Source organism: Paractinoplanes ferrugineus (assembly GCF_016862195.1).
GTDB lineage: Bacteria > Actinomycetota > Actinomycetes > Mycobacteriales > Micromonosporaceae > Actinoplanes > Actinoplanes ferrugineus.
In genome coordinates, this window is the sequence record NZ_BOMM01000056.1 from 168,503 (window position 1) to 183,047 (window position 14,545).

Sequence of the window (14,545 nt, forward strand, 5' to 3'; positions counted from 1 at the left end):
GGTTGAACCGGCAGGGACGGGGTAACCGGGCGAACATGCGTCTCACCGTCAACGACGTCGAGCACGACCTGGATCTGGACCCGCGGACCACGCTGCTGGACGCCCTGCGTGAGCATCTCGATCTCACCGGCGCCAAGAAGGGCTGCGATCACGGGCAGTGCGGGGCGTGCACCGTCCTGCTCGACGGACGGCGCGTCAACAGCTGCCTGGTGCTGGTGATCGCCCAGCAGGACGCCCGGGTCACCACGATCGAGGGGCTGGGCACCGCCGAGGAGCCGCACCCGCTGCAACGCGGCTTCCTCGACCACGACGGTTTCCAGTGCGGCTACTGCACGCCGGGGCAGATCTGCTCGGCGGCCGGCATGCTCGACGAGGTGGAGCGGGGCTGGCCCAGCGCGGTCACCGCCGGCGACGACCCGGATCTGCTCAGCGATCCGGAGATCCGCGAGCGGATGAGCGGCAACCTGTGCCGCTGCGGCGCCTACCCGAACATGGTGCCGGCCATCCGGCAGGCGGCCGGGCGATGAAGACCTTCGATTACCGTACGGCGGACCGGTCCTCGGCCGGCCTGGCCCCCGAGGCGATGTTCCTGGCCGGTGGCACCAACCTGGTCGACCTGATGAAGCTCGGTGTCGCCACCCCGGACGTCCTGGTCGACGTCACCAAGTTGCCCCTGGACGGGATCACCGAGCGGCCGGACGGCGGCGTACGCATCGGGGCCACCGTACGCAACAGTGACCTGGCCGCCGACCCGCGGATCCGCCGGGGTTTCCCGGTGCTGAGCCAGGCGCTGCTGGCGGGCGCCTCCGGGCAGTTGCGCAACATGGCCACCACCGGCGGCAACCTGCTGCAGCGCACGCGCTGCCGCTATTTCATGGACGCCACCAAGCCGTGCAACAAACACGCGCCGGGTACGGGCTGCCCGGCCCGCGAAGGCGATCACCGCAACCTGGCGATCCTCGGCGGCTCGGAGGCCTGCGTCGCGACCCACCCGTCGGACATGGCGGTGGCGCTGGCCGCGCTCGGCGCCGTCGTCCGGGTGGACGGCGCGGCGGGTGAGCGGACCGTCCCGGTGACCGACCTGCACCGCCTGCCCGGCGACACCCCGCAGCGCGACACCGTGCTCGAGCACGGCGAGATGATCACGGCGGTGGACCTGCCGGCGTTGCCGTTCGCGACCCGCTCGGCCTATCGCAAGGCTCGTGACCGCGCTTCCTACGCCTTCGCCGTCGGTTCGGTCGCCGCCGCGCTGGACGTCGACGACGGCGTGGTGCGCGAGGTGCGGCTGGCGTTCGGCGCGGTCGCCCCGAAACCGTGGCGGGCCACTGTGGCCGAGGAGGTGCTGCGCGGCCGGCCGGCGACCGAGGAGTCGTTCCGGGCCGCCGCGGACGCCGAACTCGAGGCGGCGAGACCGTTGCGCGACAACGCGTACAAAATCGATTTGATCCGGAATCTGACCGCCGCGGTCCTCACCCGGCTGGCCGGGGAGGCCCGATGACCGCGACGCTGCCGACCGCTGTCGGTGCGCCGCTGGCGCGCCTGGAGGGACCGGAAAAGGTCACCGGCACGGCCAAGTACGCCGCCGAATACCGGACCGGTGAGGTCGCGTACGGCTGGGTCGTGCAGTCCCCCGTGCCGCGCGGCCGCCTGAACGCCGTGCTTGCCGACCCGGCGGCCGACACGCTCGCCGTGCTCTGGCACGGAAACGCGCCGCGCCTGAAGTCCGGCGACGACCCCGAGCTCGACGTGCTGCAGTCCGACCGGATCAGCTATCGCGGGCAGGCGGTGGCGCTCGTGGTGGCCGGCACCCTCGAGGCCGCCCGGCGCGCCGCCCAGGAACTGCGTCTCGACATCACCACCGAGGAGCACGACGCGCTGCTGCGCACCGACCATCCCGGCCTCTACACGCCGGAGAGGGTGAACCCCGCCTTCCCGGCCGAGACCAGCAGCGGCGACGTCGACACGGCGCTGGCCGCCGCAGCGGTCGCGGTGGACGTCACCTACCGCACCCCGGCGCTGCACAACAACCCGATGGAACCGCACGCCACCATCGCCCGATGGCAGGACGGCGACCTGGAACTGCACGACTCCAACCAGCACCCGTCCGGGGTGGCCGCGACTGTCGGCGCGCTGTTCGGCCTGCCCCCCGAGCGGGTGCACGTGATCACCGAGCACGTCGGCGGCGGTTTCGGCTCCAAGGGCACCGCCCGGCCGAACGCCGTGCTGGCCGCGCTCGGCGCCAAGGTGGTCGGCCGCCCGGTCAAGGTGGTGCTCCCCCGCCAGGCGATGTTCAGCATGGTCGGGCACCGCACGCCGACGATCCAGCGGATCCGGCTGGGCGCCGAACCGGACGGCACACTGACCGCGATTGATCACCAGGCGACCGAGCAGACCAGCCGGCTGTTCGAGTTCGCCGAGCAGACCACGGTAGTCACCCGGCACATGTACGCGGCACCGAACCGACGCACCGGCCACCGCCTGGCCCGGCTCGACATGCCGACGCCGCGGTGGATGCGCGCGCCGGGCGAGGCGCCGGGCATGGTCGGCCTCGAGTGTGCCCTCGACGAGCTGGCCGAGCGCCTCGGCATCGACCCGATCGAGCTGCGCGTCCGCAACGAGCCGGCGGTCGAGCCGGAGACCGGCGTCCCGTTCACCAGCCGGCACTACGTCGAGTGCCTGCGCGCGGGGGCCGAGCGGTTCGGCTGGGCCGGCCGTGATCCCCGGCCACGGCAACGGCGCGACGGCGACTGGTGGATCGGTACCGGGATGGCCGGGGCGACCTACCCGACCATGGCGCAGCCCTCGACCGCGCGGGTCCGGGCGCTGGCCGACGGCGCCTTCGAGGTGGCCATCGGGGCGACCGACCTCGGGACGGGCGCGCGGACCATCCTCACCCAGATCGCGGCGGACGCCCTGGCCGTACCGGTCGAGCGGATCCGGATCCGGATCGGCGACAGCACCCTGCCGAAGGCCTCGGTCGCCGGCGGCTCGTCCGGCAGCGCGTCCTGGGGCTGGGCCGTCACCGGTGCCTGCCGCGAGCTGCGCGCCTCCGGCCGGGACGAGGCGACCTTCGACTCGAGCGAGCTCGTGCAACACCAGGAGAAGGACGGCCGGCACGCTTTCGGGGCGCATTTCGCGGAGGTACGCGTCGACGCCGTCACCGGCGAGGTCCGGGTGTCCCGGCTCTTCGGCATGTTCGCGGCCGGTCGCATCCTCAACCCGCGCACCGCCCGCAGCCAGCTCCTCGGCGGCATGATCATGGGGATGGGCATGGCGCTGCACGAGGAGGGGGTGCTGGACCCGGCCATGGGCGAGTGGGTCAACCACGACCTGGCCGAGTACCACATCCCGGTGCACGCCGACGTCGAGGACATCGACGCCGCCTGGCTCGACGAACACGACGACCGGATAAACCCGATGGGCAGCAAGGGCATCGGCGAGATCGGCATCGTCGGCTCCCCCGCGGCCATCGTCAACGCGGTGTGGCACGCGACCGGGATCCGCGTACGCGATCTGCCGGTTCGTCTCGACAAGCTGTTGTCGCTCTTGCCCTGACCGAGCGCGCTCCTCTACGGTCACGCCAGGCCGTCCGCCGCTCGAAGGGCCCGACCATGATCGAGCACCTCCGCGCCGTCCTGCGCATGCACCAGATAGGCATCATCAACCTGACCCGACCGCACCGGCTGTTGCGGGCGGCCGCGGACAACTCCCGGCTCGGCCCGCAGGCTGCCCTGATCATGAAGGCGGCGGCCGAACATCCGGACGCCCCGGCCGTGACCGACGAGCTCGGCACCCTGACCTACCGGCAGCTCGACGAGCAGTCGAACGCCCTGGCGCACGCGCTGAAAGGGCTCGGCCTGCCGGACCGGTCGGTGGTCGGCGTGCTGGCCCGCGACCATCGCGGCCTGCTGCTGGCGATCAGCGGCACCGCCCGCGCCACCCTGCGGCTGGCACTGATGAACACCGGCCTGGCCAAGCAGCAGCTGGCCGAGGTGGTGGCCCGGGAGAAGGTCCGGGTGGTGCTGTACGACAGCGAGTTCGCCGACGTCGCCGCCGCTCTGCCGGACACCGTCCCGCGTTATCTGACGTGGGGTTCCGCGCCCGGCACCACGATCGACGAGCTGATCGCCGCACACCCGGTCACCCCGCTGCCGCTGCCCGACCGGCCGGGCGGCTTCATCATCCTCACCAGCGGCACCACCGGCCTGCCCAAGGGCGCGCCCCGCACCAAGGTGTCGCCGCTCGCGAGCGCCCTGATCGCCGACCGCATCCCGTTCCCCCGGCAGGGTGCGGCGGTGTTCGCGTCACCGCTGTTCCACAGCACCGGCTTCGGCGCCTGGACGGTCGGGCTGTCCCTGGCCAACCACGCCGTCCTGCTGCGCCGCTTCGACGCCGAGGCCATCCTGCGGGCGATCGCCGAACACCGGGCACGGATGCTGGTCGCGGTCCCGACCATGCTCACCCGGATCCTCGCGCTGGGACCGGAGACCATCCAGAAGTACGACACGTCGTCGCTCAACGCCGTCTTCGTCGCCGGCTCGGCCCTCGCCCCCGACCTGACCACCCGATTCCAAGACGTCTTCGGCGACGTGGTCTACAACGTCTACGGCTCCACCGAGGTGGCCGTCGCCTCGGTGGCCCAGCCGGCCGAATCCCGCCGGGCACCCGGCACGGTCGGCAAGCCACCGGTCACTGTGCACGTCGCCCTCTACGACGCGAACGACCGCCGGGTCACCGAGGCCGGGGCGCACGGTCGGGTCTTCGTCCGCACCGGCATCCCGTTCGAGGGCTACACGGACGGCCAGCACAAACAGGTGATCGACGGCCACATGGCCACCGGCGACCAGGGCCACTTCGACGCCGAGGGCCTGCTGTTCATCGACGGCCGCGACGACGACATGGTCATCTCCGGCGGCGAGAACGTCTACCCGCTGGAGGTGGAGAACCTGCTCGCAGCCCGCGACGACGTGGTCGAGGCCGCCGTGATCGGCGTCGACGACCCCGACTTCGGTCAGCGCCTGCGCGCCTACATCGTGCCCACCGCCGACTCCACCCGCGACCCGCAGGTCGTCAAGGACCACGTGCGGGCCAACCTGGCCCGCTACAAGGTGCCCCGCGACGTCGTCTTCCTGGACGCCCTCCCCCGCAACGCCACCGGCAAGGTGATGCGCCGCGAACTCCCCTCGCTCTGAGCCACTCGGCAGGCCCCACGCTCGGCGGCCCGCGCTGATACCTTGCCTCGATGGAGTTTCAGGACGTCCTCCGCCGCCGCCGCATGATTCGCCACTACCAGGCCGACCGCCCGATCCCCCCGGAGATCATCGACCGCATCGTCGACAACGGCCTGCGCGCCCCGTCGGCCGGCTTCTCCCAGGGCTGGGGCTTCCTGGTCCTCGACGCCCCCGCCGACATCGAGCTTTTCCGCACCGTCTGCCGCGCCACCGACGACCCGGACCGCTGGTTCGCCGCCAACGTGGAAGCGCCGCTGCTGATCGTCCCGCTGGCCAACAAGGACGTCTACCTCGAACGCTACGCCCAGACCGACAAGGGCCACCTGGACCGCTCCGACTCGTGGTGGCCCGCCCCGTACTGGGACATCGACACCGGTTTCGCCGCCCTCCTGATGCTGCTCACCGCCGTCGACGAGGGCCTGGGCGCCTGCTTCTTCGGCCTCCCCACCGACCGCATAACCGCTTTCCGCGACAGTTTCGGCGTGCCGCCCCACTTCAACCCCATCGGCGCCATCTCCATCGGCTACAGCACCGAGCCACCCCGAGACCTGAGCAGCCGCCGCCGCCCCAAAACCGACGTAGTCCACCGAGGCCGCTGGTCTTCTTCCTGACCGCGCCAACCCCCTTCTTCCCGCCCCTTCCCTTTCCCCTTCGCCGTCTTCCCCCTTCGCCCTCTCCCCCTTTCCCTGCCGCTTCTCGGCTCTTCGCGCCGCCTCCCGTCTCTCGGTGCCGCCTCCCCTCTCTCGGTGCCGCCTCCCCTCTCTCGGTGCCGCCTCCCGCCTCTTTCCCCTCTTTCCTGTCTTCTCCCTCGCCCTCCTGCTGCCTCCCCCTCTTCCTGCCGCTTCCCCAGGCTTCTCCCTCTTCCTGTCTTTCCTGCCTCCCCTCTCTCCCTCCTGCTGCCTCCCCCTCTCCCTGACGGTTCTCCCGCTTCCTGCCGCTTCCCCCCTCCTGCCGCCTCCCCTTTGCGCCTGCCGCTGCCCCTTGCTCCTGCCTACCGCCTCATCCCTCTTGCTCCTGGCTCCTCCCCTCTTCTGCCGCCTCCCGCCTCCTCCTCTTCCCGTTGCCTCCCGCGTCCTCCTGCCGCCTCCTTAGGCCGTCGGCAACTCTTCCGCCGGAGGCGACAATCGTCCCGGCGGGCAGCGGCTTGCCCACCGTCGACCCGGCGCTCCCTTCCCGCCGCGCTCACCCGCCCCCGCGCCCTTCCCGCGAGTGCGAGCCAACCGCCCACACCGGAATCTTCGCCGACCTCGTGCACCAATTCCGCACTCAGACCAAGACCGAAGTCCCTTTCGCCGGCCGCCGCACAAGCCTTGCTATTCGCCGCCCGTCTTACAAATTGGCGCCACCGCACGAAACGACGAGATACCCGCTCGACAATTGCTCCAAGGTTGGCATGATCGAGTCTTAGCGGGCCCCATTGGGGGGCGGGATAATGTTTGCATGCGCTATCAGCAGCTTCCATTGTTCACCCGGCTCGAGACTGCCGCTATGCGCGACCGAACGAAGGCACGCAACTATTCACCGGGAATGGACGAATTCCGCCGCGATCACGCCCGTCGCCGGCGCTGGGGTTTAGCCCGCCGCCACGGATTGAAGAAGTGCCGCCTGAGAGGCTGCTCCCGCGAGTGCGGCGAGCTGGGCCTGCACGACCAGTTCGAAGCCGTAGCCCCACTGCTCTGGCCCGACGGCGCAACGCCCTCGCGCCCACGTTCCCCAGCGCCACCGAGCAGAGCGACCCCGTCCGGACTTAACCACCCCCCAGCCGACCAGCAAGCCCCGCCCGTCACACGCCCGACCGACCCGGCACCCCCCTCGGATCCGACTGCGCGACCCAAGTCCCCTGCGCACGCCACACCCACGCACCCCACCAAGCCCGCCACCCAGTCGCAGCCCGCCGTTCCACCTCGGCCCGCCGCCCGACCCCGGCCCGCCGCCCAACCAAGCCCTACTCCTCAACCGGAGCCCGCCGCCGAGCCAGGGCCCGTCGCTCAACCGGCGCCCGCCACTCAACCAAGGCCCGCCGCTCAACCGGCGCCCGCCGCCGAGCCAGGGGCCGTCGCCGAGCCAGGAGTCGCCGCTCAACCCCGGCCCGCCATCCATCCCAGAACTGCCATCGAGTCGAGACCCGCCACTCCGCCCCGGGCCGCCATCCAGCCGAGTTCCGACACTCAGCCGGGGCCAGCGGTTCAGGCCCGGCTCGGCGCCCCGCTGAGGTGCAGCACTCGACCGAGGCCCCACCGTTCAACCTCGGCCAGCGCGCCATCTCGGCCCAGCGCACCGCCCGGGTCCGACATTCAATCCCAGCCCAGAGCCCAGCCCAGACCCGCTGCACATCCCAGGCCCTTCACCCAGCCCTGGGCCGCCACTCAACTCCAGCCCAGCCCAGCCCAGCCCTCGCACGTCGCCCGACCCACGCCCGCGGCTCGGCCCCCCAGTGCACCCCAGCTCAGCCCCGCCCCTCTCCACGGGTCCACCGCCCAGGCCAGACCCGCTACTCAAACTCGGTCCGCCGGCCAACCCAGGCAGGAGGTCCGGCCTCGAGCTACCACTCGGCACGGACCTACCGCCCAGCTCAGACCCTTCGGTCTACCCAGACCCACCGCCCAGCCGAGACCGAGCACCCAGCCCAGACCCACCGCCCAACCCAGACCCACCGCCCAGCCCAGACCGAAAGCCCAGCCCAGACCCACGGCTCAACCCAGACCCACCGCCCAGCCCAGACCGAAAGCCCAGCCCAGACCCACGGCTCAACCAAAAAACACGGCTCAGCCCGGACCTGGACCGACGACACAGCCGGGACCGGGCCCATCGCCCAACCAAAACCCAGCCCACCGCCCAGACCGACAGCCCCACCCAAGACCCGGAGTGGCGGCACAGCCCGAACCCTGGTCGACAGCCCCACCGAGACGCGGCGGCGCACGACTTAGGGCCGAGCGTTCAACCCAGACCAGCCGCGCGGCGCCGATCCGGGCCCACCAACGGACCCCAGTCGCTGCCCATCCGGGAACGCCACGAGGCCCAGAGACGCCGCCACGCGACTCAGGACCGCCGGCCGGGCCCGAGAGCTCGTTCAGCACGAGGCGACGGGCCAGGCCGCCCTGGCACGCCGCGGCCGGCCACCGAGCGACCCGAGCGGCCCGAGCGGTCCAAGCGGTCCAAGCGGTCCAAGCGGTCCAAGCGGTCCAAGCGGTCCAAGCGATCCAAGCGATCCAAGCGATCCAAGCGATCCAAGCGATCCAAGCGACAAGAGCGGTCCGAAAGGTCCGAAAGGTATGAGTCGGGTGGTCGGAGCGCCTGCAAGGCAAAGCAAATGATCCCACCACCATCGACACCGGAATGGGACTCGCGGCACGAATTCCGCACGGATACGGCATGGGCCTACGAGGAAGCCGTAGTAGGGATAAATGGCGAATCGGCGGCGGGCATCCATCAAGGTTTGCGCGGTCGGACAATAGGGTGAAAGGAGGACTATGCGCTCGCTACCATTGCGGGAGGGACAAGGCGCCCACTGCGAAAGGGCCGGGTGGAACGGCAGGGCGAGATTGCGGGCGGCGGGGGCTCAAGCGGGCGGCTGGTTTGTCGATCTCGCTGGGCATGCGGGGGTGGTGGGCGTGGCTGACGGTCGGGGTGCTGGTTTCCCTCGGCTACCTGGCCATTCCTGAGGGCAGTGTGGCGTCCACGCTCGTGTACAACGGGGTGGGGTTTGCGGCCTTCGCCGTGATCATCGTGGGGGTACGGCGGAACCGGGCGCCCAACCGTGGGTCGTGGTACCTGTTCGCGGGCGGGGTGCTCACGTTCGTACTCGCTGACGTGATGTACGAGGTCAGCGGCCTCGTACTGGGCACACACCCATACCCGTACTGGGATGACGCCTTTTATTTTGTTGCTTATCCGATGTTGTGGGCCGGTCTGCTCGGGGCGTCGCGCGGGCGGCGGCGGGGTGACCGGCCGCGGGACCTGGCCGGAGTCATCGACGCCGCGGTGATCGCGGTGGGGGTGGGGCTGGTCTACTGGGTGTTCCTCATCGAGCCGACGCTCACCGACCACGGCACGCCGGCGCTGACGCGACTGGTCTCGGTTGCCTATCCGACGTTCGACGTGCTGATGTGCACCGTCGTCACGAGGATGCTGACCCGGACCGGCAGTCGCACCCCGAGCGTGCTGCTGCTGGCCGCCGGCTGCCTGCTCAACCTCGGTTGTGACGTGGCGTGGACGCTGACCGCCTCGTTCTCGCAGTACTCCGGCGGCGTGATCAACTCGGGCTTCCTGCTGGGGTACGTCGCCTGGGCCGCCGCCGCGCTGCACCCGACCGTGCATCCGCGCGTGGAGAAGCCGGCCGGTCCGAAGGATTTCGGCCGCGGCCGGCTGACCCTGCTGGCCGCCTGCACCCTGCTGGTGCCGGCCGTCCTGTTCACCCAGGGCCTGCGGCGCGACGAGATCAACTGGCTCGCCGTGGGACTCGGCGCGGTCGCGTTGTTCCTGCTGGTCCTGGCGCGGCTGAGCGGGTTCGTGGGGCAGGTGCGCGACCAGGCCGGCAAGCTCGAGGACCTGGCCATGCGGGACGACCTCACCGGCCTCGCCAACCGCCGGCTCTTCGAGCAGTCGGTGACGCGGGCGGTCGTGACCGGGCCGGCCCAGGTGTGCCTGCTCGACCTCAACGGCTTCAAGATCGTCAATGACCTGTACGGGCACACCGTCGGCGACCGCCTGCTCGTGGAGGTGGCCGCTCGCCTGACCGGGGCACTGCGTGAGCAGGATCTGGTCGCCCGGATGGGCGGTGACGAGTTCGCCGTCCTGGTGGCCGGCGGGGTCGAGGACGGCGACGCCGTTGTGCGGCGGCTCGTCGAGGCGCTGCACGAGCCGGTCTCGGTCGGCGGCCACGAGCTGCTGGTGGCGGCCACGTTCGGGATCGCCGACACGGCCGGCACCGACGATCCGGTGGAGGTGCTGCGCCGCGCCGACGTGGCGATGTACGCGGCCAAGGACGCGGGCAGCCGGCAGCACCGCCGCTACTCCCCCGACCTGGACAACCAGACGAACGAGGCGGCGCGCCTCGGCGTCCAGATGCGCACCGGCCTGGACACCGGCCAGTTCCGGATGGTCTACCAGCCGATCGTGGCGCTGCCCGAGGGCCGCCTGCGCTACGTCGAGTCGCTGGTGCGCTGGCAGCACCCGGAGCGCGGGTTCGTCAGCCCGGCCGAGTTCGTGCCGGTCGCCGAGCAGAACGGCCTGATCGTCGAGCTCGGCGAGTGGATCCTGCGGACCGCCTGCGCCCAGTTCATCCGGTGGCGCGACCAGCACGGCGTCGACGCGCCCCAGCGGATCAGCGTGAACGTGTCGGCACGGCAGCTCAACGAGCCCGGCTTCGCCCAGCTCGTGGCGGACGTCCTCGAGAACACCGGGATGTCCGCCGACCACCTGATCGTGGAGGTCACCGAGACGGCGGTGTTCGGTGGGGGCACGGCGGTGCAGGCGGTCAAGGATCTGAAGGCTCTCGGCGTACACATAGCGCTCGATGATTTCGGCACGGGACACTCGTCGCTCGGCCTGCTGCAGACGGTGCCGGTCGATGTCCTGAAGGTCGACAAGTCGTTCGTCGACAACCTGACGATGGCCGGTCGGCACGCGGTGATCGCGACCGCGTTGATCCAGGTCAGCAACGGTCTGGGGCTGACCGCGGTGGCCGAGGGCGTGGAGACCGCCGAGCAGGCGGCCGAGCTCTATCGGCTCGGTTACCAGTTCGCTCAGGGCTACCATTTCGGCCGACCCGCGGCGGAACCGGACTTCCACCACCGGCCGGTGGCCGCCGTCTAGAGTGCCCGGGTGGCTCTCGGTGCGGACTTTCGGCGGCTGTGGACGGCGTACGCGATAAGTGAGGCCGGCACCGGCCTGAGCTTCGGCGCGATCCCCCTGGTCGCGATACTCGTCCTGAAGGTTCCCGCGTTCGAGGTGTCACTGCTGGCGGCGTTGGGCGGGCTGGCCGCGGCGGTGTTCGGGCTGCCGGCCGGCCCGTGGATCGAGTTCCGCCGCAAGCGTCCCGTGATGATCGCCGCCGACCTGCTGCGGGCCGTCGCGGTTATCAGTGTGCCGATCGCGTGGGCCCTCGGATTCCTGACGTTCGCGCAGCTCTGCGTGGTGTCGGTGCTCCAGGCGGTCGGCGCGATCGCGTTCACCGCGGCGAGCGGGGCCCACCTCAAGGCTCTGACCGGCCCGGCGGACCGGGCGGCCGCGAACGGCCGCTTCGAGGCGACGTTCTGGACCGCGTACAGCGTCGGCCCCGCCGCCGGCGGCGGGCTGACCTCCTGGCTGGGCGTCTGGTGGACGCTGTCGGCCGACGCCCTCAGCTTCGTGCTTTCGGCCTTTTGGGTACGGCGGTTACGCGCGCCCGAGCCGACCCCGCCGGTGCGCGTCGCCGGCACCGACCGGTGGGCCGAGATCGGGGCCGGGTGGCGTTACATCCTCGCCCACCGTGGCCTGCGCTCCCTCTATTTCAACTCGCAGGTGTTCGGCGCCTCGATGATGGCCGCCACGCCGCTGCTCTCCGTCCTGATGATCGGCGAGTTGCACTTCGCCGCGTGGCAGTACGGCGTCGGCTGGGGCATCCCGTGCGCGGCCGGAGTGCTCGGCGCCCTCGCCCTCAAACCGCTGTCCGCCCGCTTCGGCGACCGCCGGATCCTGCTGATCTCCGGGGTCGGCCGGGCCGTCTGGTTCGTCTTCCTGGCCGCGATACCGGCCGGCACCCCGGGGCTGCTCCTGCTGATCGGGGTCGAGTTGCTGGCCCTGTTCTGGTCGGGCGTCTTCAACCCGGCGTTCGCGACCTACCGGATGACCCACACCGAGGACCGCTACCTCTCCCGGGTCATCGCCGCATGGCAGGTCACCTCACGCACCACCCAGCCGCTCGCGACGCTGCTGGGCGGTGCGCTCGCCGCCGCCACCAGCGTGCGCTTCGCGCTGCTGGTGTGCGGCCTGCTGGTGGCCGCGAGCTCGGTACTGCTGCCCTGTCGGGAGCGGGTCAGCGCGGACCGAGCAGTTCCCGTACGCTAGCCAGCAACTCGTCCTGGGAGATCGGCGAGACGTTCCCTCCGGTGCGCGCGTCCTGCATGGCCTTGGTCAGCTGCACTCGACGCAGCACCTCCTTGATGTCCGCGCCGGTCATGCCGTGGCTCGCGTGGGCCAGTGCCTGCAGGTTCAGGTCGTCGGCGAACATGGTGAAACCGGGCTGCTCGTGCGCGCCGATCAGGCCCTGGATCATCTTGCGGAAGATCTCGGCCCGGCTGGCCTCGTCCGGCTTCGGCACGCTGATCTTCACGTCGAAGCGGCCCGACCTGATCAGCGAGTCGTCCACTCGATGCGGGAAGTTGGTGGTGGCAACCACGATGACGTTCGGATTTTCCTCGATCAGGTCGTTCATCTCCTGCTTGAAGATGCCCGCGACCGCGTTGAGCGCCTGGCTGGCCGCGTCGCCTCCGACGCCGGCGTAGCTGACGATCGAGTCGAACTCGTCGAACAGCATCAGCGTCGGCACCCGGTAACGGCGCGCGTCCCGGAAGATCTGCTTGATGTTGCGCTCGGAACCGCCGAGCCACTTGTCGAGGATCTCCGGGGTGCGGATCTCCCGGAAGTCGGCGCCGATCTCGTTGGCGAGCGCGCGGGACAGCATCGTCTTGCCGGTGCCGGGCGGCCCGTACATCAGCAGGCCCTGCGGCCGGCGCGCACCCCACCGCGCCATGGCTTCCGGATGCCGGAACGACACCGCGATCTGCCGCAGCTCGGCGACCACCTCGGTGAGGCCGCCCACCATGTCGAGCGTGACGGTCTGCGTGGTGGCCGGCGTCTGCGGAAGCTGCTCCCGGCTGATCACATAGCGCCGCCCCTTGATCGAGTCGGGCCCGGCGAGCTCGATCACCGTCTGCAGGGTGAGCCCGACGAACGCCTGCAGGTGCGCGGGCGTGACCTCGTCGCGCGCCACCTCGGCGGTGAGGCGCACGACGGTCCCGCTCTCGTCGTAGGTCACGCCGGCCTGCAGGCCGACGACGGCATCGGCGATGGTCTCGGCCCGGCGGTCAGCCACCGGCTGAGCGGGTTTGTCCAGACCAAGCTTGCGGTACGCGGCAGCGGCGGCCGCCCCGACACCGTCCACGATGCGCGTGGCGATCGGGTCGCCCTGCTCGATCCGCTTGGCGAGCAGCACCCCGACCGGATCGTTGCCGAGCACGAGCGCACGGATGCGCTCCTTGGAGAGCGGCTCGTCGGCGGTGCTGACCGCCGCCGAGAACACGTGCACCGGCCCGTCCGCGCCCCGCTCCGCACTGGACACACTGAGGTCGACCCGCCGCACCGGCGCCGGCCAGACGGCATGACGAAGCAGATCAACCGGGTTGACCCGGGCCGCGGCCAGCACCGTTGTCGCCTCGATCAGCTCGACGGTGGCCCCGGCATACTCAAAGCTTTCCCCGCGCGGTCGTGCAAAGCTGGCGTCAGACATGCACCAAGAGTTGCACGCGATCACACACAACGTCAGACGAGCCGATGCCCGCCGTCGACGTGCAGGGTCTCGCCGGTCAGAAAACCGTTCGTCATGACCGCCTCGAAAGCCGCCGCGATGTCCTGCGGCCGGCCCACCCGACCGGCCGGCAACTTCGCGGCCATCGCAGCCAGCCGCTCGTTCTTCGCCGCACCCGCGAGCACGTCCCAGATCCCGGTGTCCACCCAGCCCGGCGACACCACGTTGACACGGATCGGGGCCAGCTCCACCGCCAGGGTCCGCACCAGGGCTTCCAGCGCGCCGTTCGCCGTGGCCAGCACCGACGAACCCGGACCCGGCCGGTAGGCCGCCACCCCCGAGGTGAAGGTGATCGAACCCCCCGCCCGCAGCTTGGCATGCTTCGCCACCAGCCAGGGACCAAGCACCTTGGTCGCCAGGACCTTCCGGGCGTCCGCCAGCGGAAAATCGCGAATCGGATAGTAGGAACCAACCGCCTCCACCGCGGTAACGACAACGTGGTCGCGTTCCGCTGCCACCAGCGCCCGCACCCCGTCCTCATCCCCGATGTCGACGACGCTTGTGGTCAGCTTTCCCGGATCACCCAACTCCCGAACCGCCCCGGCCAGCCGCCGCGCCGACCTCCCCGCGATGTGCACCTCAGCCCCCGCACCGAGAAGCCGCCGCGCGAGCGCCAGCCCCATCCCGGACCCGCCACCGACGATAAGCACCCGTTCGTTTCGCATCCTCCGAGCCTGCCCCGACCCGGCCCGCCCGAGAAGGCCGCCGCAGTCCTTGGAGTCGCAGTCCTAGTCCTGGCCGTACTAGT

Annotated in this window: 9 protein-coding genes; 7 read left to right on the forward strand and 2 right to left on the reverse strand. The window is 70.9% G+C overall.

The window, feature by feature from the left end:
- Nucleotides 1-35 precede the first annotated feature (35 nt).
- From Afe05nite_RS32190 to Afe05nite_RS32220, 7 genes are all read left to right on the forward strand, one after another.
- The gene (locus Afe05nite_RS32190; RefSeq protein ID WP_203821020.1) at nucleotides 36-527 is read left to right on the forward strand and encodes a 2Fe-2S iron-sulfur cluster-binding protein; all 492 of its coding nucleotides are present in this window, start codon (nucleotides 36-38) and stop codon (nucleotides 525-527) included.
- Nucleotides 524-1,498: an FAD binding domain-containing protein gene (locus Afe05nite_RS32195; RefSeq protein WP_203821021.1), complete on the forward strand. Its 975-nt coding sequence runs from the start codon at nucleotides 524-526 to the stop codon at nucleotides 1,496-1,498. The genes Afe05nite_RS32190 and Afe05nite_RS32195 overlap by 4 nt, the downstream gene beginning before the upstream one ends.
- On the forward strand, nucleotides 1,495-3,555 hold the full coding sequence (locus tag Afe05nite_RS32200) for a xanthine dehydrogenase family protein molybdopterin-binding subunit (RefSeq protein WP_203821022.1): 2,061 nt from the start codon (nucleotides 1,495-1,497) through the stop codon (nucleotides 3,553-3,555). The genes Afe05nite_RS32195 and Afe05nite_RS32200 overlap by 4 nt, the downstream gene beginning before the upstream one ends.
- 56 nt (nucleotides 3,556-3,611) lie before the next feature.
- On the forward strand, nucleotides 3,612-5,192 hold the full coding sequence (locus tag Afe05nite_RS32205) for an acyl-CoA synthetase (protein WP_203821023.1): 1,581 nt from the start codon (nucleotides 3,612-3,614) through the stop codon (nucleotides 5,190-5,192).
- Nucleotides 5,193-5,242: 50 nt separating this feature from the next.
- Nucleotides 5,243-5,842 carry a nitroreductase family protein gene (locus Afe05nite_RS32210; RefSeq protein WP_203821024.1) on the forward strand — a complete coding sequence of 200 codons (600 nt, stop codon included), beginning with the start codon at nucleotides 5,243-5,245 and terminating at the stop codon, nucleotides 5,840-5,842.
- Nucleotides 5,843-8,807: 2,965 nt separating this feature from the next.
- Complete coding sequence (locus Afe05nite_RS32215) at nucleotides 8,808-11,045, forward strand: putative bifunctional diguanylate cyclase/phosphodiesterase (RefSeq protein WP_307835663.1); 2,238 nt, start codon at nucleotides 8,808-8,810, stop codon at nucleotides 11,043-11,045.
- Between the two features lie 9 nt (nucleotides 11,046-11,054).
- Nucleotides 11,055-12,278, forward strand: a complete 1,224-nt coding sequence (locus Afe05nite_RS32220; RefSeq protein WP_203821025.1) for an MFS transporter — start codon at nucleotides 11,055-11,057, stop codon at nucleotides 12,276-12,278.
- Here Afe05nite_RS32220 and Afe05nite_RS32225 read toward each other — a convergent pair.
- Nucleotides 12,247-13,719, reverse strand: coding sequence for an ATP-binding protein (locus Afe05nite_RS32225; protein ID WP_203821026.1), 1,473 nt, complete (start codon nucleotides 13,717-13,719; stop codon nucleotides 12,247-12,249). The genes Afe05nite_RS32220 and Afe05nite_RS32225 overlap by 32 nt on opposite strands.
- A 32-nt stretch (nucleotides 13,720-13,751) precedes the next feature.
- Nucleotides 13,752-14,462 carry an SDR family oxidoreductase gene (locus Afe05nite_RS32230; RefSeq protein ID WP_203821027.1) on the reverse strand — a complete coding sequence of 237 codons (711 nt, stop codon included), beginning with the start codon at nucleotides 14,460-14,462 and terminating at the stop codon, nucleotides 13,752-13,754.
- Nucleotides 14,463-14,545: the final 83 nt, after the last annotated feature.

Bases quoted from the DNA above. Each gene is read 5' to 3' on its own strand.
- Afe05nite_RS32190 (WP_203821020.1), top strand. From the start codon at position 36: ATGCGTCTCACCGTCAACGACGTCGAGCACGACCTGGATCTGGACCCG.
- Afe05nite_RS32195 (WP_203821021.1), top strand. From the start codon at position 524: ATGAAGACCTTCGATTACCGTACGGCGGACCGGTCCTCGGCCGGCCTG.
- Afe05nite_RS32200 (WP_203821022.1), top strand. From the start codon at position 1,495: ATGACCGCGACGCTGCCGACCGCTGTCGGTGCGCCGCTGGCGCGCCTG.
- Afe05nite_RS32205 (WP_203821023.1), top strand. From the start codon at position 3,612: ATGATCGAGCACCTCCGCGCCGTCCTGCGCATGCACCAGATAGGCATC.
- Afe05nite_RS32210 (WP_203821024.1), top strand. From the start codon at position 5,243: ATGGAGTTTCAGGACGTCCTCCGCCGCCGCCGCATGATTCGCCACTAC.
- Afe05nite_RS32225 (WP_203821026.1), bottom strand. From the start codon at position 13,719: ATGTCTGACGCCAGCTTTGCACGACCGCGCGGGGAAAGCTTTGAGTAT.
- Afe05nite_RS32230 (WP_203821027.1), bottom strand. From the start codon at position 14,462: ATGCGAAACGAACGGGTGCTTATCGTCGGTGGCGGGTCCGGGATGGGG.